Consider the following 23,980-nt stretch of genomic DNA (forward strand, 5'->3'; position numbering starts at 1 on the left):
GATGGGTTATGAAATCTTTTGTACAAGCGGTACAATTTCTCTGTAGTTTTGCAATTCTTGGGATAAATTCGACCGCTTATTCCGCACCTAGTATTCCAGATGAGTTGCGTGATAGCAGTTTGATTTATTGCACGAATGCCTCTAGCTTTTCGCTCAATCCACAACAGGCAGATATGGGGGCAAACGTAAATGTGGTGACCGATCAGCTCTACGATAAGCTATTTGAACTTGATCCAAAAACTAATCAGCTAAAACCAATGCTCGTCGAACATTACAATGTTAGTTCGGATGGGCTGACAATCACGTTGTATTTACGCAAAAATGTGTCGTTTCACAATACTCGCTGGTTCACGCCCACCCGCAAATTCAATGCGGAAGATGTAATTTTTTCGCTGAATCGAATGATGGGTATCGTGGGCGATTTACCTGCCTTAAACCGTGAAAGTAGCGGAAGTGGTGAATTTCACCACGCTCAAGCAATGGCATATCGTACCAAGGCGAATTTGGCGCATTATCCCTATTTTGAGAGCATTGCATTGAAGCAAAAAATTGCTCAAATAAAAGACATTAATGCTCACACGGTGCAAATCACACTTACCGAGCCTGATCAGGCGTTGTTATCGCACTTGGCGAGCCAATATGCAGTAATTTTATCCAAAGAATATGCTTTGCAACTTAATGCGGACGAGAACTTGCCTCAGCTTGATCTTTTGCCTGTTGGAACAGGTCCGTATCAGCTTACTAGCCTGACTCAATCGGATTATATCCGCCTGCAACCACACCAAAAATATTGGGGGAAAAAAGCACATATTGAAAATATAGTGGTCGACTTTTCCTCTGACGGTACAGGCAGATTAGCAAAATTTTTGAATAAGGAGTGTGATGTGGTCGTGTTTCCAGAACCAAGCCAGCTTTCGCAAATTCCAACCGAGCAGCACATTGAAACTGATGGAGCAAATTTGGCATTTTTAGCATTTAATATGCAAAGCTCAGTGATGCAAAATATCACGCTTCGTCAAGCCATTGTTCAAGCTGTTGATCGCCACCGTTTGGTTGGAAGCTTATTTTTTGGCACAGCCCACGTCGCTGATCAAGTGTTACCCGAAGTGTTATGGCAAGATCCATACGGTAAAGTGCCTTTTGATTACGCGACTAGCCACGCACTTCCTTATTTGCAAAAACCACTCAAATTTTGGGTGGTCGATGAAAAGCGGGTGTTTAATTTGCATCCGATGAAAATGGCGGAAATGCTGCGTTTCGACCTTGCACAAAAAGGGATTCTCACCACGCTCATTCCTGTTAATCAAGCCTATATTGCACAACAACTGGCAAATGGCAAGGCAGATTACGATCTGATTTTAACGGGGTGGCTTGCTAATAATGCAGACTTAAATGGCTTTTTAAAACCGATTTTATCCTGTGATGCTAAACATGATGTGACCAATTTAGCAAACTGGTGTAACCCTTATTTTGATTTGTTGATTAACCTGGCTAAAACCACGTCAAGTAAAGCAACACAAAATATGCTCTACCATCTCAGTCAGTCCATTTTGCAACAAGAGCTGCCAATTTTACCGCTTGTGAATGCCAAACGCTTATTGTTGGTAAGCGATAGCGTGAGCAGCATTGCGATTAACGCGATGGGGCAAGTGAAATTGTCGGAGATTCGGTTAAAAAAACATCATAAATAAAGTGATAAAACAATGCTTATTGCTCTCTTACGAAAATTTTTATTAACGCTGATTACGCTTATCATCCTTTCAATGATCAGCTACAACATTTTGCTTCGCGATCCGTTAAACTCGCTCAACGGTATTGGTGTGATGACGGGTTATTTCCGTTATGTGGCAAGCTTATTACAAGCAGATTTAGGAATTAGTTACATCAATGGCGAGCCTTTAACGGTGCAGGTGTTGAGCGTGTTTCCTGCAACCATCACGTTGTGCGTGGCAGCTTTGTTACTTTCGCTGTTAATTGGCTTACCGCTTGGCTTTTGGGTGGCGTATATTCAAAAAAGTACGCTAGGTAAAGTGATGACTTGGTTGGGTTCATTAAGCTTTTCAGTGCCCGTGTTTTGGCTGGCGTTGTTGCTACTTTATAGTGCTTCCATCAACCGTTGGGAAATTGCCGCCGTCGGTGATTTGCATCCAATTTATGCAATTCAACCGCTTACAGGCTTCCGTATCCTGGATATTCTCTCAACTGATTCGCCTCATCAGCTTAAAATGATACAGAGTGCTTTACATCACCTAATTTTACCAACGCTAGTGCTCGGTATTCCTTCCATTTTGGAAGTAATGCGATTCACTCAAGAACGAGCAAATTATGTGATGAAACAGAACTATATCAAAGTGGCACAAACACGAGGTTGGTCAGCGTTTCGCATCTTCCGTAGTCATGTGCTTGGTAACTCCTTACCTGCACTCATTCCAACTATTGCTCGCCATTTTACGGTAATTTTTGCCTTTGGCATGTTGATTGAAAATATCTTTAGCTGGGGCGGCATTGGACGCTGGCTGATTAACGCTTTAGCGGAACAAGATTACAATGCGATTTCCGCAGGCGTGGTGGTCATTGGCGGATTTGTACTTTTGATAGATCTCTTTACCAGTTTTCTCAAAACGCTGTTAGATCCCTCACAGAAAAAGGATTGGTACACGAAATGATCGCAACACAAAATAAAGAACCAGAATATTTCCGCGAAAGTCACTCTTTCCGTTCATTTTGGCAGAGCTTTCGCGAAGATAAAATCGCACTTATCAGCCTCTATCTTTTTCTTGCCTTGTTAGTGTTAGTATTTGGCGGGGCATTTATCGCACCTTATCACTACGAGCAACAATTTGTCGGGTTGGAATTGCAACCGCCTTCGTGGGATGCAAGCGGTCAAATTCGCCACTTTTTTGGCACAGATGACTTAGGGCGAGATATTTTCAGTCGTATTATTGCAGGTTTTTATTATACGGTTGGAGCTTCTCTGTTGGTTTGTCTTGCGATTGGCGTTATTGGCAGTATTATTGGTGTTTTTGTAGGCTTAAACCAAGGAAGATCGATGTCGTTTCTAAGTCATTTATTCGATATTTTCTCGTTCATTCCCGTATTGCTGATTACGATTATTATCGCAGCACTAATGGAAACCAGCTTGCAAAATGCAATGTTCGCGATTTTCTTGGCACTTTTGCCGCACTTTATCCACCGTATTTATCAGGTAACCCAATTGGAGCTAAAACGAGAATATGCGGTCACTTTACGCTTAGACGGTGCGAACAAAAAAACGCTTATTCGCGAGGTGATTTTGCCTAATTTAACTGTAGTGGCAATTAAAGAAATTTCAGTCTATTTTATCTTTAGTATTTTGGACATTACCGCATTGAGTTTTATCGCCCTTGGGGCAAAAAGCGGTACGCCAGAGTGGGGCGTAATGCTCCGTGATTCAGCTGAATTGGTTTACATCGCTCCGTGGACGATTGTGTTGCCAGGGCTTGCGATTACCTTTAGCATTTTGATTATTACCTTGTTAAGTAACAGCTTGATCCGTGTGCTTAAAAAACATCGAGCATCTTCCTATTTTTAATCGTGTATGGATGGTAGTGAATGGCACTTTTAGATATTCGACATCTCAGCATTGAGATCAACACACCAAACGGACGCGTTAAAATGGTAGATAATATCAACCTTACCTTGGATGAAGGTGAGGTGTGTGGCTTGGTGGGCGAATCGGGGTCGGGTAAAAGTTTGATAGCCAAAGTGATTTGTGGTGTACTCAAAGATGAGTGGCTTGTTACTGCAGATCGCTTCCGTTTTAATGATATTGAATTGCTCAAACTACCAGTGACACAACGCCGAAAAGTGGTGGGTGAGCAGATTTCAATGGTCTTTCAAGATGCGTTGTTAAGCTTAGATCCGAGTGAAACGATCGGCAAACAATTGATTAAAACCGTGCAATTTAAAGGTAAATGGTGGCAATGGTTTGGTTGGAAAAAGAAAAGAGCGATTGAGCTGCTGCACCGTGTGGGAATTCGCGATCATAAAGATATTATGCGAAGCTACCCAAGTGATATTACCGAAGGTGAAGCACAAAAAGTCATGATTGCAATGGCAATTGCCAACCAGCCGCGATTATTGGTGGCAGACGAGCCGACCAATACGATGGAAGCAACAACGCAGCTACAAATCTACCGCTTGCTTTCCAGTATGAATAAAAACCTAGGCACCTCTATTTTGCTGGTGAGCAGCGATATGAAAAATATCGCTCCGTGGGTAGATTCGTTTAACGTGCTCTATTGCGGACAGACGGTAGAAATTGGCGATAAAGAGGATATTCTTACTAAGCCTTTACATCCTTATACATCAGCGTTGCTCAACAGTATTCCTGATTTCTCGCACCCGCTTGTGAGCAAAAGCCATTTGAACACGCTCAAAGGCAGTATTCCTATGCTACAAGAGATGCCAATCGGCTGTCGTTTAGGGCCACGTTGCCCTTTTGCTCAGAAAAAATGTATTCAAAAACCACCGCTTAAAAAGTTTAAACAACGCGAATTTGCTTGCTATTTCCCGATTAACTTTAGAGAAGTAAACGTAAATCGAAAGGCTGAGTTTGAGCCTGTTGTGGTGGCGGAGAGGGAATAAATACTCGCTCTAATTGTATATTATAAAAATTAGGCTAAACTACAAGTTTCATATCTCATAAAATAACTTAATAATTAAGGACATAAAATGCAATACATCAACATCGCAAACGAAGGCGTGAAATCCCTTTCTCCATATCAAGCAGGTAAGCCAATAGAAGAGTTGGAACGTGAACTGGGTATTACCAATATCATCAAATTAGCTTCTAATGAAAACCCGTTTGGCTTTCCAGAAAGTGCGAAACAGGCGATTATTAACCAACTTGACCAACTTACTCGTTATCCAGATGCTAATGGTTTTGAGCTTAAAGCCGCGGTATCGAAAAAATTTGGCGTGCAACCTAATCAAATCACTCTTGGCAATGGTTCGAATGACTTGCTTGAACTTTTAGCCCATACCTTTGCTAGCGAGTGTGATGAGATTATCTATTCGCAATATGCGTTCATTGTTTACCCGCTTGTTACTAAAGCGATTAACGCTGTAGCACGTGAAATTCCTGCTAAAAATTGGGGACATGATTTGAATGCTTTTGAAGCAGCCATCAATGATAAAACCAAGCTTATTTTTATTGCGAATCCAAATAACCCAACAGGTAATTTCTTAACTGAAGAGGAAATTGATGCTTTCTTAGAGAAAGTACCAAGTCATATCATTATAGTACTAGATGAAGCCTATACCGAATTCACTAAGACAGAAGAGCGGGTGGATTCCTTTGGATTATTACAAAAATATCCGAACTTGATTATTTCTCGCTCACTTTCTAAAGCGTATGGATTAGCAGGCTTGCGAATCGGTTATGCAGTATCAAACCCTGAAATTGCGGATTTACTTAACCGTGTTCGCCAGCCATTTAACTGCAATAGCCTCGCATTAGCTTCTGCCGTTGCTGTAATGAATGATGATGCATTTGTCGAAAAGGTAGCAGAAAACAACCGCTTGGAAATGCAACGTTATGAGGCGTTCTGTCAGCAATATGGTTTGGAATATATCCCATCAAAAGGGAATTTCATTACTATCGATTTCAAACAAGTCGCTCAACCAATTTATGATGCTTTATTACGTGAAGGGGTAATTGTTCGCCCAATTGCAGGTTATGGCATGCCAAATCATTTGCGAATTAGTATCGGATTACCTGCAGAAAATGATCGCTTGTTTGAGGCATTGGTAAAAGTGTTAAATTTGAAATGATCATAGGCTTTTGGTCTGTATAATGGGCTAAATTGTTGCTAATGTTTATTTTTAAATATTGCGGTTAAACTGCTAAAGGCGATTGTGTTATTTATTAAACCAATAGTCGAATGTATAATCGCAAAACCTTGACATTTGGAGAAAAGGCGAGCAAAATTCTTAGCAATTTATAAATCTTCAGGGCAGGGTGAAATTCCCGATCGGCGGTAAAGTCCGCGAGCTAAGCAAAACACTTAGCAGGAACTGGTGAAATTCCAGTACCGACAGTATAGTCTGGATGGAAGAAGAGCGTAAAAATAACCCGTGTAAGCGGTGGTTTTCTATGTCTTTTTTGCAAGCCTTGAGATCGAAAGATTTCGAGGTTTTTTCATTTCTATCTAGCATTTTTGGACGTGTTGTACACGCCTAATCCAGCCTTGAATAAAGAGGGGGTATGTAACACCCCTTAGAAATCTATTTTATAAAATTAGAATATATGACTGACGCAAACTATATGCAACGAGCCATCAGCCTTGCCGAACAGGGCAGAGGCTGGACAAGTCCAAACCCACTGGTGGGGTGTGTGATTGTCAAAAATGGTAAAATTGTTGCCGAAGGCTACCACGAAAAAATCGGGGGCTGGCACGCTGAGCGAAATGCGATTTTAAATAGTGATACTGACCTTAGTGGTGCGACAGCTTATGTGACCCTTGAGCCTTGTTGTCATCATGGTCGCACACCACCTTGTTCTGATTTATTGATTGAACATGGCATTAAAAAAGTCTTTATCGGCTCTCGTGATCCAAATCCGTTGGTCTCTGGCAAAGGGGCTAAACAATTGCGTGCAGCAGGCATAGAAGTGGTAGAAGATTTTATGCGTGAAGAGTGCGATAAACTTAACCCAATTTTTTTCCACTATATTCAAACCAAGCGCCCTTATGTATTGTTGAAATATGCGATGACGGCTGATGGCAAAATCGCAACCAGTACGGGCGAATCCAAATGGATTACAGGCGAAACGGCTCGTACCAAAGTGCAACAAACCCGCCACCAATATAGTGCGATTATGGTCGGTGTGGAAACCGTGTTAGCCGATAATCCGATGCTGAATGCCCGAATACCGAATGCGAAACAGCCTGTTCGCATAGTGTGCGATAGCCAATTACGCACTCCGCTAGATTGCCAATTAGTGCAAACCGCCAAGGAATACCGTACAGTAATTGCGACAGTTTGTGAGGATTTGCAAAAGATTGAGCAATATCGACCGCTTGGAGTGGATGTGATGGTTTGCAAAGCCAGAAACAAGCGGGTGGATTTAGACGATCTTTTGCAAAAGCTCGGCGAAATGCAGATCGACAGTCTTTTGATTGAAGGCGGTTCCATCCTTAATTTCAGCGCTTTAGAAAGTGGTGTGGTAAACCGTGTGCATTGTTACATCGCCCCGAAATTGGTCGGCGGTAAACAGGCGAAAACGCCGATTGGTGGAGAAGGTATTGGTGATTTATCCCAAGCCGTGAAGTTGAAGCTAGTTTCAATGGAAATGGTTGGGGAAGATATTTTGATTGATTATGAGGTGGAATGATGTTTACAGGCATTATCGAAGAAGTGGGAAAAATTACGCAAATCAACAAACAAGGCGAATTTGCGGTCGTGACTATTCAAGCCAGCAAAGTGCTTCAAGACGTGCATTTAGGCGACAGTATCGCGGTAAACGGTGTGTGTTTAACCGTCACTTCATTTACGGAAAACCAATTTACCGCAGACGTAATGTCGGAAACTTTAAAACGCACTTCACTTGGCGAGCTAAAACCGAGCAGTCCTGTGAATTTAGAGCGCGCGATGGCAGCAAATGGACGTTTTGGTGGACATATCGTTTCAGGGCATATTGACGGCACAGGCGAAGTGGTGGAAATTAAACCTGCACATAATTCGACGTGGTATCGCATTAAAGCTGCCCCCAAATTGATGCGTTATATTATCGAAAAAGGCTCGATTACCATTGATGGCATCAGCCTTACGGTGGTGGATACCGATGAAACTTCATTCCGCGTGTCAATTATTCCGCACACCATTGCAGAGACCAATTTAGGCACGAAAAAAATCGGCAGCCTTGTGAACTTGGAAAACGATATTGTCGGCAAATATATTGAGCAGTTTTTACTGAAAAAAGAACCTGAAAATCCACCACGCCAATTAACGGTCGATTTTCTAAAAAATGCAGGGTTTTAAGGAAACAAAATGCAAGCCTTGATGTTGATTGATGTGCAAAATGCCTTTTTCGACCCTAAATGGGGTAAGCGGAACAATCCGAATGCAGAGCAAAATATGTTGCGATTGTTGCAACATTTTCGTGTAAAAAAACGAAAGATTATTCATATTCAGCACGTTTCAGATAACCCAAATTCGCTGTTTTATCAAGGTGAAACGCAGGCATTTCAAGCTGGGTTTGAACCATTAGCCAATGAACCTGTTTTTCAGAAAAAGGTAAATAGTGCATTTATTGGCACGGCGTTGCTAGATTATTTGAAAAACCAAGGCATTACGGAGTTGGCGATTGCGGGGTTAACTTTACCGCATTGTGTTTCTACCACGACCAGAACGGCAGCCAATTACGGCTTTTTGGTAAAACTGATTGAAAATGCGACCGCTTCCTTCCCATTAAAAATGCCAGATGGTGAAGAAATTTATGCTGATCAAGTTCATAAAATCAACATTGCAACATTAAACGAAGAATTTGCGTTGATTTTATCCACCCAAGAATTGATTGATAGCGTGGTTTAACGCTAGATTAAAAAGAGAGAAAGATTATGTTCCAATTTTCAACCGTAGAAGAAGCCCTCAAAGCGATAGCTGAAGGTAAAATTATTTTAGTAACAGATGATGAAGATCGCGAAAATGAAGGCGATTTTATCTGTGCGGCAGAGTTTGCAACACCTGAAAATATCAACTTTATGGCAACGCACGGTAAGGGCTTGATTTGTATGCCAATTTCGCAAGAATTAGCCAACAAATTAGACTTGCACCCGATGGTGACCAAAAATACCGACAATCACGAAACTGCTTTCACAGTGGCAATTGACCACATTGATACTGGCACAGGCATTTCTGCCTTTGATCGTTCATTAACCGTGTTAAAAATGATGGACGATAATGCGAAAGCGACCGATTTTCGTCGTCCTGGGCATATGTTCCCGCTTATTGCGAAAGATGGAGGCGTATTGGTTCGCAATGGTCACACCGAGGCGACTGTAGATTTAGCACGTTTAGCGGGGCTAAAACCTGCGGGCTTATGCTGCGAAATTATGGCTGAAGATGGCACAATGATGACAATGCCTGATCTGCAAAAATTCGCAACTAAACACAATATGCCATTTATTACCATTGCCCAGCTGCAAGAATATCGCCGTAAACACGACTGTTTGGTCAAACAAGTTTCTGTGGTAAAAATGCCAACCAAATATGGCGAATTTATAGCACATAGCTTTGTGGAAATTATTTCGGGCAAAGAACATGTTGCCTTGGTGAAAGGCGATATTGCCGATGGAGAAAACGTGCTTACCCGCATTCACTCAGAATGTTTAACTGGCGATGCGTTTGGCTCACAACGCTGCGATTGCGGGCAACAATTCGCTGCAGCTATGACCCAAATCGAAAAAGAAGGGCGAGGCGTGGTACTTTATCTTCGCCAAGAAGGACGAGGCATTGGTTTAATCAACAAACTGCGAGCCTACGAATTGCAAGATAAAGGTATGGACACGGTTGAAGCGAATGTGGCATTAGGTTTTAAAGAAGATGAGCGAGAATACTATATTGGTGCACAAATGCTACAGAATCTTGGCGTAAAATCTCTTCGCTTATTAACTAATAATCCAGCGAAAATCGAAGGTCTAAAAGAGCAAGGGATGAACATTGTCGCTCGTGAACCAATTATCGTAGAACCGAATAAAAACGATATTGATTATTTGAAGGTTAAACAAGTCAAAATGGGACATATGTTTAATTTTTAATGAGCGAAAAAATGTAGGGGGTATGAGTTTAAAAAATTCATGCACGCAAGCGGTATAGTTTCCGATATATTTTACAAAGTGAGGTGTGGATTCTCCAATTCACGTATTCTAAAAATAGTTTAATTTTTATTTCAACAAGGAACTTCTAAATGGCAAAAATTACAGGCAACTTAGTGGCAACGGGCATTAAATTCGGTATTGTAACGGCTCGTTTCAACGATTTCATCAATGACAAATTATTAAGCGGTGCGATAGATGCACTAGTGCGTCACGGTGCTGCAGAAGAAGACATCGACACCGTGTGGGTGCCAGGTGCGTTTGAAATTCCACTGGTGGCGAAAAAAATGGCAGAAAGCGGCAAATACGATGCGGTAATCTGTTTAGGTACAGTAATCCGTGGCTCAACTACTCACTACGACTACGTTTGTAACGAAGCAGCAAAAGGCATTGGTGCAGTGGCATTACAAACTGGCGTGCCAGTAATGTTTGGCGTATTAACCACTGAAAGCATTGAGCAAGCGATTGAGCGTGCAGGCACAAAAGCAGGCAATAAAGGGGCTGAATGTGCTTTAGGTGCGGTAGAAATGGTAAATGTGTTAAGAGCACTTTAATCAAATATAAGCCTTGTTTATCTCTAACAAGGCTTATTTACTTTCTTTATCCTCAACTGAGCTAATTATCGCTCTCGATCTCTCGTCCATCTTCACTTCAATTTTATGATCCACTACTACATTCATATTGATGGTAATCCCTTCTTTGGGGGTCTCCAGTTGAATTTTGGGGGTGCAAGCGGTTAAAAAAAGCGGAATGCTTGCAAATGCAATTAGGGTAAATATTCTCATTTTAGGTTATCCAATTTCTGATTATCTAGTTTCTGATAAAGGCGATTTTCAATATCCTGTTCCACATAAGAACCTGTATTGATCAAATGCCAGAGCTGAAACAAGTTTTCTTTATGATTGTAATTAAAATTCAAGCGGGCATTTGCTTGTTGATTTAACTTCATTTTTAGTTGGGATTTGAGTGTTAAATCGCCCGATTTTGTTAAATGAAGGCGACTTTTGAGTTCGTTAATGGTTGTATCATTTAATAAATAGACCAGAATCTGCTCGGAATATCCGCTACTTTTTGTAATTGCATCCATAATCTCTTTAGACATTTTAAGCGTTGAAGGTGATTCTTGCTGAAGTTCGCCATTGCAGATATAGCAAGGTAAGCCATTTAGCCAGAAAGGCAAGCGAGCACTTGCCCGTCCGCGTAAATCAATCTGTTGGTATTGTGCTACCTCTAAAATTGATTCAAAACGAATATGTTCTAACTCCAGATATGCGGGTTTGCCTTGTGGCAGAGCAAAAGATTCCACTTTCAATTCGCCATCTAACAAATTCATTGTGAGCTTATTTAAATTGAGCGGTTGATTTCGGCTGTAAGGATAATAGCCCGATACATTCACGCGAATATTACGAATTGGCAAGCCAACATTCACTTCATCAATATTGACTGCAATTGGTTTGTTCCGCCCAAATTTTAGTTGCGTATCGTTAAGTTGATAAGGCAAGGTAAACTCAATGCCGTTAATCTCGCCTTTCGGCATCGAAATACCGCCATTTTTTATCGAAATTTGACCGCTTGCATTGATGCCGCCTGTTGGTTTTGTGCTAAACACCGTATTGCCAGACACTGTTCCATTTTTGATAATCCAATCCGTATGCTCAGGAATGAGTGGCTGAAACACATCAGCAGGCTGTGCTTTCCAAGTCAGTTTGCCGTGGAAAAGACTGCTTTGTGTCTGTTCAGTTAACTCTCGATGCCCATTAACAAAAATTGGCCCAATTTTGCCCGCTTGTAACTTGCCTTTAAAATTGAGTTTCTCAATTTCGCCATTAATATTTAACATTGCCTCCGTGTTGGTGAGTTTTCCACCATAATCAAAACGCAATGCGGGGCTTTTAAGTTTAGCCTCTCCGTCTAACGTCCATTTTTCAGTATTAAATTTGATCGGTTTATTCAATGATAGTTGCGTTTTTTCTAGTACCATTGAGGGTTTCTTGACATCCGCCAATAGACCATCTAACTGATCAATTTGCACTAAATCTGCGTGCCACTGCCCGCGACCCTGCAAGTCAATTTGGCTGTTTAATGCGTTCAAATGTGCTTTGCCATTGAGCTGCCATTGCCAGATATCTTGCCCATTCTGCTTGCCGTTAAAATCATCAAAATAGTCTAAAAAGCCCATTTTAAAATTTTTTGCAGAACCGTCTAAATTGAGTTCAATCCCCCTAAAATCAGGTGTTTCACCTTTAAAATTGGCTTGAAAACGCCCAGTCACGCCATAGCGGTTAAACTCAATATCGCCAAGTGGAATCTTGAGTTCGTTAATAGTAATAAAACGCTCTTTACCGCTAATGATATTAAAGACTGACTTCGGCGAGAATCTCATCCCCTTTTCATTTGCATAAATGGTTGAAAGGCTAGTAAGAATAAAACTGTTATATTTTACATTGCCAGACAGCGTGAAAGGTAACTCAAAAGTCTCTTGATCTTTGATAATGCCTTTCGTCGTTGCAAGGCTAAGCGTATTTTTATCGTGTGAGAACAGGTTTAAACGAAATTCGGTTTCAAGCGGAAAAATCTTGCCTTGCATAATCGATTTTGGCGTAAAAGTGGCGGTAGTTGAGCCGTTGAGCGGAAAATCAGGCAGCCATTCCCAGTTGAATTTCCCCTGATAAACGTAAAGCGATTTAAAATCGAATTTAAATGGCAAGTTAAGGGTGTTTTTCGGTTCTTTTTCAAAGCTGACTTGTGCTGTGCCAACCAAGGCATTTTCTTCGTTGGGTGACCAATTTAATAGAGCGCTGCCTTCTCTCAAAATTGGATCTTCAACGAAATTCGATGGATAAGCCCAGTGATAATCGCCCTCAAACTTGCTAGGTAAATCAAGTAAGTTTTCATTAAGTTGAGTGGTAAAAAAGAGATTGTGTTTTTCTGTTTCACTTGGCTGGTAAGACAGGTTGCCCGTAAAAACGAGATCGGCAAGTTTTCCGTCGAATTTGACCGCTTGCTGATCGAGTTCTGCGGATAACGTGCCGTTTAAATAGCTTGCTTTAAGTTGAGCGGGTTCAGTAAGCAATTGTTTAATTCTAGGCAAAAGTGTTTCGGGGAGATTTTTCCACGCAATTTGGTTCACTTCTAGCATCATCTCTGGCATTAACGCCAAAATAGGAGCAAGCGAAAATTCGCGGGTTTGACTTTCTGAAGAGGGTAAATCCCGCAAGCATTGATAGTCAAGCGTGACTTTTTCGCTTGAAACCATTTTAGGCGATAGCCAATGGAATTGAATCGGGGCGATCTCTACCACCGAGCAAGTTTGAAAATTCACCGAAAAAGCGGGCAACAGCACTGATTGGTTTTCCAGTGAAAAATTTCGTTCGAGGCGCTGAATTGTCCAACCTTCAGGCATAAAACGATTCACGGAGCTGAAAAAAACAGGGCTAGAAATGAAAAGTGCTCCACTCACCATGAGCAGAGCCATCATTGCCATCAAACCAATTGCTAGGCGTTTTAACATTGTCACAAGCGGTTAAATATTGGTGAAGGGATACAGCATCGCCAAGGCAAGTGCAGCTGACCAGCCAAGCGGATTTTTGATCTGCTTATCGCCTTTACCAAGTAGTAACCAAGCTAAAATCGCAAAAATCACAAACTGAATGCCGAAGTAGATAAGATAAGGCACAAGAGACATTTCAGGCATCATTTGAAGCTGTTGATAAAGTACAAAAGCAACCCAAACATAGTTCAAAATGAGCATAAGCAGGGCAAGTTGCACGAGTAACTTAAAGAAACCGTCTAAACGGCTTTTGGCAAGCATTAAATACCAACCCGCCAATAAAATGCCCAGCAATAATTGAGCAAAATTATTGGCACGAATGCCGTTGAATAAAGAAGGGATTTCTACCCAATAAATTACTAAATATTGCACAATCGCCAAGCCACAAATGGTAAAACAACCGTAAGCGACTGCATTGGCTAGACGTTCGGTATTGCTGACATTCCAATAGATTAACGAAATGAGAATAGCGGCAATTGATACCATCGCCATAGGGATGTGTTTAGGCGTGAAGGCAATCGAATAGGCTAGATTTCCCACTGCAAAAATGAGGAAAAATTTAAAGACAAAAAGCAATCGCCCCGCTTGCCCTGGGCAGATTTGTCCTTTCCAAAGCACAAAAATACTGATAACAATGGCTACCAAAAATGCCAATAAATAAGGTGAGATAAAAATCATATTGGCAGGAGCTGTGGTGTAATTTAGCAACATTTGTACAAAAAGCATTGTCACCAGCGGGAGTAATGCGTGTATTGCAATTTCATATTTTTTTTGAGAATTGTGATCGTGAGACATAGCATAAATTTTAAAAATGACTTTATACTGAAATTATGCCATAATACTCAAGCTTTTTTAATGATTAAGGGGGTTAATATGATGAAAATTTTACATACTATGTTACGTGTAGGTGACTTAGAACGTTCAATTAAATTCTATACAGAAGTATTAGGGATGAAATTACTCCGTACGAGTGAAAATACGGAATATAAATATACGTTAGCATTTGTTGGTTATGAAAATGATCCTGAAAGTGCTGAAATTGAATTGACTTATAACTGGGGTGTAGAAAGCTACGACTTAGGCACGGCTTATGGACATATTGCACTAGGCGTAGATAACATTTATGAAACCATTGAGTCTATTCGCGTGGCGGGAGGGAAAATCACTCGTGAACCTGGCCCTGTTTTAGGTGGTAAAACCGTGATTGCATTTGCAGAAGATCCAGATGGTTACAAAATTGAGTTTATCGAAAATAAACAAACTCAAGATGCATTAGGAAATTAATTTTTTAATAATGAATAATGAGGCACAAGTTCGCTTGTGCCTTTTTTAGTTTTTATATGATGTGCATTATGGAACAAATGACTGATTACAATTTAATTAAAAACCGTTTCCGGGGCTATTTACCCGTAATTATTGATGTTGAAACTGCAGGGCTCAATGCACAAACAGATGCACTGTTAGAACTTGCCGCAATAACAGTAAAAATGGATGAAAACGGCTATTTAGTCGAAGATCAAAAATGTCACTACCATATTCAACCTTTTGAAGGTGCAAATATTAATCCTGAATCTCTAAAGGTAAATGGTATTGATATTGATAATCCTGAACGTGGTGCTGTGCCAGAGGTAATTGCTATTCCTGAAATGTTTAAAATGGTTCGTAAAGCAATGAAAGAGCAAGGTTGTCAGAGGGCGGTAATCGTGGCACACAATGCTGCGTTTGACCAAGGATTTTTGCAAGCGGCAGTTAAACGTATTAACGCCAAACGCGACCCATTCCATCCGTTTGCGATGTTTGATACCGCAACACTTGCAGGTTTTATGTATGGGCAAACTGTTTTAGTTAAAGCATGTAAAGAAGCACAAATTAGCTTCGATGGCAAGCAGGCACATTCAGCGTTATATGACACTGAAAAAACCACTGAGTTGTTTTGTAAAATGGTCAATAGATTGAAGGATTTAGGTGGGTTTCCTACTACAAAAGTAGCATCAATTAGCCATGATTAGAGCAAAAGGAGATAAGTTACTTTATCTCCTCTTTGTATCTAGGACAATTTCAATGCTCTCGAAAAACTCTGCAACCCTTGTGAATTACCTTTTTTTGCCATCTCTTGTAAGGCTTGTGTTGGGGCGTGAAGGAGGTGATTAGTTAATTTATAGCTTAAATCATGAAGTACTTTTTCGCTGTCTCGCCCTAAAGTTAAATCTTGAATCGCTTTTGCAAGTAGCTCTTGGCGTAATGCTTCCGCATCTTGGCGATAACGTTTGATTAAGTCACTTGATTGTTGTTGTTTTAACCATTCAAAAAAGGCTTTGCACTCTTCATCGACAATTTCAGCCGCTTGCTCTGCCGCTTGTTGGCGTTGGGCAAGATTTCGTTGAATAATATTTTGTAAATCATCTACGCTATAAGAATAAACCGCATCTACATCGCCCGCTTTTTCATCAATATCACGCGGCACGGCAATATCAATCAAAAGCATTGGAGCGAATTGGCGATTTTTTTGTGCCTCTTTTACCATCGATTGTGTAATCAGCGTATCTGGGCTACCCGTTGAGCTAATGACCACATCAGCCTGATTCAAACCAATTTGCAATGCACTTAGCGATAAAATCTGCATCGGCGTTTCAAGCTTTTCTGAAAGCTGTTCCGCACGTTGAGCCGTACGGTTAGCTATCATTATATTTTTCGCACCGTGCTGGATTAAATAACGTGCCACAAGTTCAATTGTTTCTCCCGCTCCGACTAATAAAAAGCGTAATTTGCCGAAATTATCGAAAATTTGGCGAGCCAAACCACAGGCAGCATAAGCGACAGAAACAGCACTTGCACCAATGTCTGTCTCGGTTCGTACGCGTTTTGCGGTTGCAAATGTACGTTGGAACAATCGGGAAAGTTTTGTAGAAATCCCACCTTTTGCTTGGTAAAAATCTTCGCTAGCGTGATAGGCTTGTTTTACTTGCCCTAAAATTTGCGGCTCACCTAAAATGAGCGAGTCTAAGCCACAAGCGACTCGCATTAAATGCTGTGCGGCTTGCATATTTTGTTTGAAATAGAGACATTCGCGAAGTTCGGTATGTTCAAGCTGATGAATGTTAGCAAACCATTCAAAGCAACGTTCACGCCACGCCTGGTTCTCTTCGTTCTCTTCTTGAGGGGTAATTTCAGAATTGTGGAAATAGAGTTCGGTTCGGTTACAAGTGGAAAGAATAACTACGCTCTCAGCCAAATTCTGTTGTTGAACCTGCATTAAAGCAAGTTGGCGTTTTTGTTCATCAAACGCTACCTTTCCACGCAAATTCACTGAAGCAGTTTTATGGTTAATGCCTAATGCTAGAATAGTCATTCTTACCTACAATGTGTCCCACAATAAAAAATAAAAGAAAATTTCGCCCATTCTAGCGAATAGACGAAAGTGGTGCAAATAATTACAGAGATTGGTTTGATTTACCACAAGTTAATTACCTCTTAATAAGTAGTAGGCTGAGGCAAAAAATTGACCTCTTGCAATCGCCTATTGCTATTTTTGCCAAGAAATTGAATAATAACACCTTTATTTTATGAGAAATGCTAAGAGGTAGAGCATGAAACAAATTCCAATGACGGTACGTGGTGCAGAGCAACTACGAGAAGAGTTAGATTTCCTCAAAAATGTACGCCGTCCACAAATTATTGCTGCCATTGCTGAAGCCCGCGAACATGGTGATTTAAAAGAAAATGCGGAATATCACGCTGCTCGCGAACAGCAAGGATTCTGTGAAGGTCGTATTCAAGAAATCGAAGGAAAATTAGGCAGTGCCCAAATTATTGATGTGACCAAAATGCAAAATAATGGCAAAGTCATTTTTGGTGCAACGGTAACATTAACTAATGTTGAAACCGATGAAGAAGTCACTTATCGCATCGTAGGCGATGATGAAGCAAATATTAAAGAAGGTTTAATTTCAGTTAATTCGCCTATCGCTCGTGGTTTAGTTGGCAAAGAAGTGGATGACTCGGTAACTATTACAACCCCAGGTGGTAAGGTTGAGTTTGATATTATAGAAGTAGAATATATTTAACATTATTTCAGGGATTAAATTGTTTTAATCCCATTTTTATATCTAACACAATAAAAATATGAGTATAAATTTAGAAGAAATTGTTTTACACCAAATTCAACATCAGGTAGAAGGCGAGAATGTTGAACTCAAAACGGTGTTACGCGAGGAATTACTGCCAATTGGCCCTGCTGCCGAGCAAATGATGTTGCAATTACACCAAGCGTATCAGAACAAAGCGAAGGGTTATGGCGTGTTCAAGAGTGAATCTGTATTTGCACAACAGCTTAATCGTTTTTTGGAAAAAGAGACAGATTTTCTGCTATTTAGCCATCAATCTGCCAATATGTTAGCGACTGAATTGGTAAAATATCCTTTTGCTTCTGGCGGTACCTTTATTCTCTGTCGATATAATTTTTTAGCGACTGATTATCTCTTTATTGCGTTAATAGATAGTCGCTCTTCTATTTTGGTAGATGAGCATTTAGAGGTAAAAAGCACACAATATTTGGACATTACTCAATACGATATTGCTTGCCGCATTAACTTGACGGAACTCCGTATTAATGCCACTTCAAACCGTTATCTTACCTTTATTAAAGGGCGAGTAGGGCGTAAAGTTGCCGATTTCTTTATGGATTTTTTAAGTGCCGAAGAGGGACTAAACCCACAGGTGCAAAACCAAACCTTATTGCAAGCGGTAAATGATTTTTGCGAGCAAGGTGAACTTTCTGCATCGCAAACTCGAGAAGTTAAAAAACAAGCGTTTGAATATTGTAAAGGACAAATCAATCAAGGGGAAGAGATTGCGATCAACGAGCTTTCTGAATCTTTACCAACCTTAAATGAATTAAATTTTGCTCAATTTACTCAAGAGAAAGAGTACTGTTTGGAAGAATCAATTCCCCCCGTTCGAAATGCGTTAAAAGGCTTAACCAAATATTCAGGCTCAGGAAAGGGCGTAACGATCAGTTTTAATGCGGAATTATTAGGTACGCGTTTAATTTGGGATGAACTAAATGATACTTTAACAATCAAAGGATTACCCGCTAACTTACGTGATCAGCTTGAACGCAATAAGTAATAGTTTTTTCCGAATAATTTCGGTATGATTTGTAATAATTTTAATTTAGGGTATAGATATGAAAATGAAATCTCTTTTAGCCATTGCTTTCGTTGCAATGGGGATCACAGCGTGTTCAACGGTTAATAAAGTGGTCTATCGCATTGATGTTCCACAAGGTAACTATTTAGAGCAAGATAAAATTGACCAATTAAAAGTAGGAATGAATCAAGAGCAAGTTCAATATTTACTTGGTACGCCACTACTTCGCGATGTTTTTGCTCAAAATCGTTGGGATTATGTTTTTATCAAGCGTGAAGGGCATAATGATCCAATCCGCCGCACATTACTTGTTTATTTTGATAACAAAGGTTTTGTAAAAGATATCAAATTAGATAATATTAAAGATCAAAAAATTGTTGAAGAAAAAGTAGAATAAATTTCCATGAATAACTTTGTTTCGGAATAATACATTCTAAATGATAAAACCTCGTTTAAATTTTATTTAACGAGGTTAATTTTTATTTTATATTTATAACACTGCCCGCAAAATTCTCGTTACCACAATCTAAATTATCACAGTAGGAAAAAGTAAAAAGCACATCGTTGCCAAGCACATGATCATGACCGTCAAGGTATTACTTAATAGATAACTTAGGGGCGATGCGGTGAAGTTTACCACCGAAGAATTAATGCAATTCAGCAAAGAGTTATGGTGATTGAAATCTCAGGCTTACGCTTGCCAGAAGAGATTTTGACGTTTCCGAAAGTAATATAGGGAAAACGGAAGCTCAAAGAAATGAGCCTCCGTTTGGTTTGTAAAATTCCGCTTAAAATTGACCGCTCTTGATTTGTGTTCTTCTTTGGATTTTGAATCAAAATGAATGTTTTTTCACTTGTAAATTAGTGACCGCTGGGTGAACTGATCTTGCATGGTAGAAACGAGTATAGTTCAATCCTGCACCGATATGAGGGCGAGCTGCCGAATCGCTGTAGCTGTTCCTGCTAATAATACCCCACCTAACATAAGTGCTAATGCTGTTTTTTTCATTATAAAGTCCCTTCTGGTTATTTGTTTTTATTATAATCCATACCCCTTAAGGGGTAATATGTGCTAGTCTAACGATTTAAGAATAAAATTTCTTGATAATGATCAACTTCTTAACATTTGCTAGCATAAAAAGAAAATAAACGCAAAAAAAGTGATCTAGTTCACATTTTTCTCTTGAAATTCATTTGTCAAGCTCCATTTAGTGTAGTGCTAAAGTTTCACGCTAATGTGAAACGGGTACAAATTCAAAGAAAGAGGAAAGAATATGAACTTTGAAAAATTCACAACAAAATTACAAGAAGCCTTAGCTGAAGCTCAGTCTTTAGCCGTCGGCAAAGATAACGGATACATTGAACCAGCCCATTTACTTTACGCTTTATTAAAACAAGCAGATGGTTCAATTGCTCCACTTTTTACTGCATTAAACGTTCAACCAAAACAGTTAGAAAGTGAATTATCCGCAATTTTAGACCGCTTACCACAAGTTCAGGGTGGCACAACACAACTTTCGCAACAAACTATTCGCTTATTAAATCAAGCAGATAAATTATCACAACAATTCGGCGATAGCTTTATTTCATCTGAATTGTTCGTGCTTGCTGCCATTGAAGACAGTGGCGATTTAGGAAAATTATTGAAAAAATTTGGCTTAACAAAAGAAAAAATTACACAAGCAATTAGCCAAATTCGTGGAGGAGAAACCGTGAATAATCAAAACGCAGAAGAAACCAGACAAGCATTACAAAAATATACTATTGACCTAACTGAACGTGCCAAAGCAGGCAAATTAGACCCTGTGATTGGTCGTGATGAAGAGATCCGCCGTGCAGTGCAAGTACTACAACGCCGAACTAAAAATAACCCGGTGTTAATTGGTGAACCAGGGGTGGGTAAAACTGCGATTGTAGAAGGTTTAGCACAACGTATTGTAAACGGTGAAGTGCCTGAAGGGTTGAAAAACAAACGCGTACTTTCCCTTGATATGGGAGCATTGATTGCTGGTGCGAAATATCGCGGTGAATTTGAAGAACGTTTAAAAGCTGTGTTAAACGAATTGGCGAAAGAAGAAGGACAGGTAATCCTCTTTATTGATGAAATTCACACAATGGTTGGAGCAGGTAAAACCGATGGTGCAATGGATGCAGGCAACTTGCTCAAACCTTCTCTTGCTCGCGGTGAATTGCACTGTGTTGGGGCGACAACCTTAGACGAATATCGCCAGTATATTGAAAAAGACGCGGCATTAGAACGTCGTTTCCAAAAAGTATTAGTTGATGAACCAAGTGTTGAAGATACGATTGCAATTTTGCGTGGTTTAAAAGAGCGTTATGAAATCCATCATCACGTTCAAATTACCGACCCTGCAATTGTAGCGGCAGCTGTGCTTTCACACCGTTATATCAGCGACCGTCAATTGCCAGATAAAGCCATCGACTTAATTGATGAAGCGGCATCTAGCTTACGTATGGAAATTGATTCTAAACCAGAACCACTAGATAAATTGGAACGCCGTATTATTCAATTAAAATTGGAACGCCAAGCGTTACAAAAAGAAGAAGATGAAGCGAGCCGCCAACGCCTTGCAAAATTAGATGAAGAATTGACCGCTAAAGAGCGTGAATATTCCGAGTTGGAAGAAGTTTGGAAAGCTGAAAAATCAGCTTTACTTGGCACACAACACATTAAAACTGAGCTAGAAAACGCTCGCATTGCGATGGAACAAGCACGCCGTGAAAACAACTTAGAAAAAATGTCTGAGTTACAATACGGTAAAATTCCAGCCCTTGAAAAACAACTTCAAGAGGCGGTAAAACGGGAAGAAGAAGGCGGCGAAAACCACTTACTGCGCACAAAAGTCACAGACGAAGAAATTGCAGAAGTCCTTTCTAAAGCAACAGGTATTCCAGTGTCCAAAATGATGGAAGGCGAAAAAGACAAATTACTTCGTATGGAAAGCGTGTTGCACGCGCGAGTGATTGGACAAAATGAAGCGGTGGAAGCGGTCTCGAATGCCATTCGCCGTAGCCGTGCAGGTTTATCAGACCCGAACAAACCGATTGGTTCATTCTTGTTCTTAGGACCAACAGGGGTAGGTAAAACCGAACTTTGCAAAACCTTAGCGAATTTCTTATTCGATGATCCTGATGCGATGGTACGCATTGATATGTCAGAATTTATGGAAAAACACAGCGTCTCTCGCTTGGTCGGTGCATCTCCAGGTTATGTTGGCTATGAAGAAGGCGGTTACTTAACTGAAGCCGTACGCCGTCGTCCATACTCTGTCGTGTTATTAGACGAAGTGGAAAAAGCCCATCCAGACGTGTTCAACATCTTACTGCAAGTGTTAGATGATGGACGATTAACCGATGGACAAGGCAGAACCGTGGATTTCCGCAATACCGTGGTGATTATGACTTCAAACTTAGGCTCACACCTCATTCAAGAAATGCCAGAGGCAACCTATGGTGAATTGAAAGAAGTAGTGATGTCGGTGGTAAGCCAACACTTCCGCCCAGAGTTCATTAACCGTATTGATGAAACCGTTGTGTTCCATTCACTTGGTCAAGAACACATTCGTTCAATCGCCCGCATTCAATTAGAACGCTTGATTAAACGTATTGCTGAACGTGGTTATGAAGTAACCATTACTGATGCAGCTATCGATCACATTGGCAAAGCTGGATTTGATCCATTGTTCGGTGCACGTCCACTTAAACGTGCAATCCAACAAGAGCTTGAAAATCCACTTGCTCAACAAATCCTTGGCGGTAAATTATTACCAAACCGCCCTGTTGTGGTGGATTACCAAGATGAAAATTTGGTGATCGAAAATCAATAGGGAATAAAAATGGAGCAAATTATTTTGCTCCATTTTACTTTTTATGAGTGATTGGTTATATCTAAGTATAAGCATACAGAAATATATGTCTACTTTATTAGCAGAGTTTTTAATATTTCTCTAAATCTTCAGAAAAAATATCATATTCAACACCTACAATGCGTTTTTCTTCATTAGCCCATTCACCAAAATCAATGAGTTTACAACGCTCACTACAAAATGGGCGATATTTATTTTCGGCTTTCCATTCTACTTTTTTTTGACAAGTTGGGCATTCTACAACTAATTCTGACATTGCTTTTCCTCTGCTTTTTTCAGATAAATTTGGTGAAGTTCATTTATTTGCATTTTTATTTTTTCTAAACTTTGTTCAAGCGGTTTATTATTATCAATAATATCATCAGCATAACTTAATCTTTTTTCTCTAGAAACTTGTGATGCTATAATATTTCTAATTATCTCTGCTTTATGGTTATCGCGTTTTATAGCTCTTTCTATTTGTGTTTCAGGCAGCACATCTACAACTAAAATACGATTACACAAATGGGTCAAATTATTTTCAATCAATAATGGTACCATTAAAATCACATAAGGCTGCAGGCATCGTTCTACTTGAGCAAGCATTTCATTTCTAATAGCAGGATGAAGCAATTGATTAAGCCAGGCTTTTTCATCAGGGTGAGAGAAAATAATTTCGCGTAATTTAGCTCGATTTAATTCCCCTTGTTCTGTTAGAACATCAGTACCAAAGTGATTACTTAATTCTGCTAATAATGGTGAGCCTTTTTCAACGACTTGACGGGCAATAATATCGGCATCAATCACAGGCACGCCAAGAGCTAAAAACAGATCGCCCATGGTGCTTTTTCCACTTCCAATTCCGCCCGTTAACCCAACAACATAAGGCATTTTTTATCCTCAATTTATGATTAGTTGAGGTAAATTATAATAAAAGTCGCCACACTAATAAACGGAATAAAAGGCAATTTTTGACGTTTTTGTGAAGTAATGCGTCGTTCTGCTAGGTAGTATGTTATCCCTAGCACTGAGGCGATAAGCACAAGTTGTAACATCTGCTCTAACATAAAAAGAGGTGATAAAGCAATTAACAATAAACTGTCTCCCAACCCAAAGCCTTCCTTCTGGAAAGTGAAAATAGAAAAAAAGTGAATTAAAATAAAAAAAAAGACTGTAAAATAAAATGTTTCTAGATTACCACTGTATAGCGTAAGTAAAAATAAAATGGCTAAATATCGAATATCAGTAAGATAATAAAGGATATCCAATACAGTAAGAAAACATAAAATAATAATTACTACTGAAATAAGATAATCTTGACTTAACCAAGTAACTAAAGGAAAAATAAAGAAAAACAGAATAGATAATTTACTTTGTTTTACTTTTAAATTAGATTGTTTTTCAAAATTATGATAATCTAGCTGAAAATCCACTAGAGAATAAAATTCATCATAAGTTTGTTGGTTGATTCGCTTGGCAAAAAGAGGAATTTCTCTTCTAAACCAGAAAGCGAATAATATAGCGGTTAAAAATTCAAAAAATTTTACTAAATCCATTTT

Annotated in this window: 23 protein-coding genes, 1 pseudogene and 1 riboswitch; of the genes and pseudogenes, 16 read left to right on the top strand and 8 right to left on the bottom strand. The window is 39.8% G+C overall.

The features are described 5' to 3' along the window. The first annotated feature begins 8 nt into the window (after positions 1–8). The 10 genes from B0185_RS00295 (at position 9) to ribH (ending at position 10,411) form a co-directional block, all read left to right on the top strand. The gene (locus B0185_RS00295) at positions 9–1,691 is read left to right on the top strand and encodes an ABC transporter substrate-binding protein (protein ID WP_005707336.1); all 1,683 of its coding nucleotides are present in this window, start codon (positions 9–11) and stop codon (positions 1,689–1,691) included. A 12-nt stretch (positions 1,692–1,703) separates the two neighbouring features. Continuing rightward, complete coding sequence (locus B0185_RS00300) at positions 1,704–2,666, top strand: ABC transporter permease subunit (protein ID WP_005707318.1); 963 nt, start codon at positions 1,704–1,706, stop codon at positions 2,664–2,666. Further along, entirely contained in the window at positions 2,663–3,571 is a 909-nt protein-coding gene (locus B0185_RS00305; protein WP_005707362.1) for an ABC transporter permease subunit, read from the top strand. Before B0185_RS00300 ends, B0185_RS00305 begins: the two co-directional genes overlap by 4 nt. Before the next feature lie 20 nt (positions 3,572–3,591). Continuing rightward, positions 3,592–4,626 carry a peptide ABC transporter ATP-binding protein gene (locus B0185_RS00310; protein ID WP_005707274.1) on the top strand — a complete coding sequence of 345 codons (1,035 nt, stop codon included), beginning with the start codon at positions 3,592–3,594 and terminating at the stop codon, positions 4,624–4,626. Between the two features lie 87 nt (positions 4,627–4,713). Then, positions 4,714–5,814, top strand: a complete 1,101-nt coding sequence (hisC, locus tag B0185_RS00315; RefSeq protein ID WP_005707361.1) for a histidinol-phosphate transaminase — start codon at positions 4,714–4,716, stop codon at positions 5,812–5,814. Positions 5,815–5,983: 169 nt separating this feature from the next. After that, a riboswitch (FMN riboswitch) is annotated at positions 5,984–6,107 on the top strand. Between the two features lie 182 nt (positions 6,108–6,289). Continuing rightward, on the top strand, positions 6,290–7,375 hold the full coding sequence (gene ribD / locus B0185_RS00320; RefSeq protein WP_005707290.1) for a bifunctional diaminohydroxyphosphoribosylaminopyrimidine deaminase/5-amino-6-(5-phosphoribosylamino)uracil reductase RibD: 1,086 nt from the start codon (positions 6,290–6,292) through the stop codon (positions 7,373–7,375). Then, complete coding sequence (ribE, locus tag B0185_RS00325; RefSeq protein ID WP_005707374.1) at positions 7,375–8,022, top strand: riboflavin synthase; 648 nt, start codon at positions 7,375–7,377, stop codon at positions 8,020–8,022. The genes ribD and ribE overlap by 1 nt, the downstream gene beginning before the upstream one ends. Before the next feature lie 9 nt (positions 8,023–8,031). Next, the gene (locus tag B0185_RS00330; protein WP_005707386.1) at positions 8,032–8,574 is read left to right on the top strand and encodes a cysteine hydrolase family protein; all 543 of its coding nucleotides are present in this window, start codon (positions 8,032–8,034) and stop codon (positions 8,572–8,574) included. 26 nt (positions 8,575–8,600) lie between these two features. After that, positions 8,601–9,800 (top strand): bifunctional 3,4-dihydroxy-2-butanone-4-phosphate synthase/GTP cyclohydrolase II, encoded by a 1,200-nt coding sequence (locus tag B0185_RS00335; protein WP_005707311.1) that lies wholly within the window; start codon positions 8,601–8,603, stop codon positions 9,798–9,800. A gap of 149 nt (positions 9,801–9,949) precedes the next feature. Then, the gene (gene ribH, locus B0185_RS00340; protein ID WP_005707357.1) at positions 9,950–10,411 is read left to right on the top strand and encodes a 6,7-dimethyl-8-ribityllumazine synthase; all 462 of its coding nucleotides are present in this window, start codon (positions 9,950–9,952) and stop codon (positions 10,409–10,411) included. Positions 10,412–10,444: 33 nt separating this feature from the next. Here the strand turns inward: ribH and B0185_RS00345 are convergent, their stop codons facing one another. The 3 genes from B0185_RS00345 to B0185_RS00355 are packed head-to-tail and all read right to left on the bottom strand — an operon-like array spanning position 10,445 to position 14,202. Next, positions 10,445–10,642 carry a YnbE family lipoprotein gene (locus B0185_RS00345; protein ID WP_005707364.1) on the bottom strand — a complete coding sequence of 66 codons (198 nt, stop codon included), beginning with the start codon at positions 10,640–10,642 and terminating at the stop codon, positions 10,445–10,447. After that, a complete protein-coding gene (locus tag B0185_RS00350) occupies positions 10,639–13,368 on the bottom strand; it encodes an intermembrane phospholipid transport protein YdbH family protein (RefSeq protein ID WP_005707370.1) in 2,730 nt (909 codons plus the stop codon). Before B0185_RS00350 ends, B0185_RS00345 begins: the two co-directional genes overlap by 4 nt. A gap of 12 nt (positions 13,369–13,380) precedes the next feature. Next, positions 13,381–14,202 carry a hypothetical protein gene (locus B0185_RS00355; RefSeq protein ID WP_005707327.1) on the bottom strand — a complete coding sequence of 274 codons (822 nt, stop codon included), beginning with the start codon at positions 14,200–14,202 and terminating at the stop codon, positions 13,381–13,383. 81 nt (positions 14,203–14,283) lie between these two features. On the opposite strand from B0185_RS00355, the gene gloA reads away from it, so the two are divergent. Further along, positions 14,284–14,691 carry a lactoylglutathione lyase gene (gloA, locus tag B0185_RS00360; protein WP_039863410.1) on the top strand — a complete coding sequence of 136 codons (408 nt, stop codon included), beginning with the start codon at positions 14,284–14,286 and terminating at the stop codon, positions 14,689–14,691. Positions 14,692–14,756: 65 nt separating this feature from the next. Beyond that, positions 14,757–15,416 (top strand): ribonuclease T, encoded by a 660-nt coding sequence (rnt, locus tag B0185_RS00365; RefSeq protein WP_078208080.1) that lies wholly within the window; start codon positions 14,757–14,759, stop codon positions 15,414–15,416. Between the two features lie 38 nt (positions 15,417–15,454). On the opposite strand, the gene hemA is transcribed toward rnt, so the two are convergent. Further along, entirely contained in the window at positions 15,455–16,756 is a 1,302-nt protein-coding gene (gene hemA, locus B0185_RS00370) for a glutamyl-tRNA reductase (RefSeq protein WP_005707384.1), read from the bottom strand. Positions 16,757–16,994: 238 nt separating this feature from the next. On the opposite strand from hemA, the gene greA reads away from it, so the two are divergent. The 3 genes from greA to bamE are packed head-to-tail and all read left to right on the top strand — an operon-like array spanning position 16,995 to position 18,952. Then, complete coding sequence (greA, locus tag B0185_RS00375; protein WP_005707342.1) at positions 16,995–17,471, top strand: transcription elongation factor GreA; 477 nt, start codon at positions 16,995–16,997, stop codon at positions 17,469–17,471. A gap of 58 nt (positions 17,472–17,529) precedes the next feature. Then, on the top strand, positions 17,530–18,534 hold the full coding sequence (gene yejK, locus B0185_RS00380; RefSeq protein ID WP_005707363.1) for a nucleoid-associated protein YejK: 1,005 nt from the start codon (positions 17,530–17,532) through the stop codon (positions 18,532–18,534). A 58-nt stretch (positions 18,535–18,592) separates the two neighbouring features. Next, positions 18,593–18,952, top strand: coding sequence for an outer membrane protein assembly factor BamE (gene bamE / locus B0185_RS00385; RefSeq protein WP_005707282.1), 360 nt, complete (start codon positions 18,593–18,595; stop codon positions 18,950–18,952). Positions 18,953–19,391: 439 nt separating this feature from the next. Here the strand turns inward: bamE and B0185_RS10065 are convergent. After that, positions 19,392–19,502: pseudogene (locus tag B0185_RS10065) on the bottom strand (OmpW family protein); the annotation flags it as partial. A gap of 327 nt (positions 19,503–19,829) precedes the next feature. Between B0185_RS10065 and clpB the strand changes: the two are divergent. Further along, positions 19,830–22,403, top strand: coding sequence for an ATP-dependent chaperone ClpB (gene clpB, locus B0185_RS00390; protein ID WP_005707373.1), 2,574 nt, complete (start codon positions 19,830–19,832; stop codon positions 22,401–22,403). A gap of 109 nt (positions 22,404–22,512) precedes the next feature. Here clpB and yacG read toward each other — a convergent pair whose 3' ends face one another. Genes yacG through B0185_RS00405 form a run of 3 tightly spaced genes read right to left on the bottom strand, consistent with a single transcriptional unit; the run spans position 22,513 to position 23,977 of the window. After that, a complete protein-coding gene (gene yacG, locus B0185_RS00395; protein ID WP_005707322.1) occupies positions 22,513–22,698 on the bottom strand; it encodes a DNA gyrase inhibitor YacG in 186 nt (61 codons plus the stop codon). Next, a complete protein-coding gene (coaE, locus tag B0185_RS00400; RefSeq protein WP_005707349.1) occupies positions 22,686–23,312 on the bottom strand; it encodes a dephospho-CoA kinase in 627 nt (208 codons plus the stop codon). The genes yacG and coaE overlap by 13 nt, the downstream gene beginning before the upstream one ends. Before the next feature lie 20 nt (positions 23,313–23,332). Further along, the gene (locus B0185_RS00405) at positions 23,333–23,977 is read right to left on the bottom strand and encodes an A24 family peptidase (protein WP_005707389.1); all 645 of its coding nucleotides are present in this window, start codon (positions 23,975–23,977) and stop codon (positions 23,333–23,335) included. Positions 23,978–23,980 lie beyond the last annotated feature (3 nt).

The sequence above is a fragment of the Haemophilus parahaemolyticus genome (assembly GCF_002015035.1).
In the GTDB taxonomy this organism is placed as follows: Bacteria; Pseudomonadota; Gammaproteobacteria; order Enterobacterales; family Pasteurellaceae; genus Haemophilus_A; species Haemophilus_A parahaemolyticus.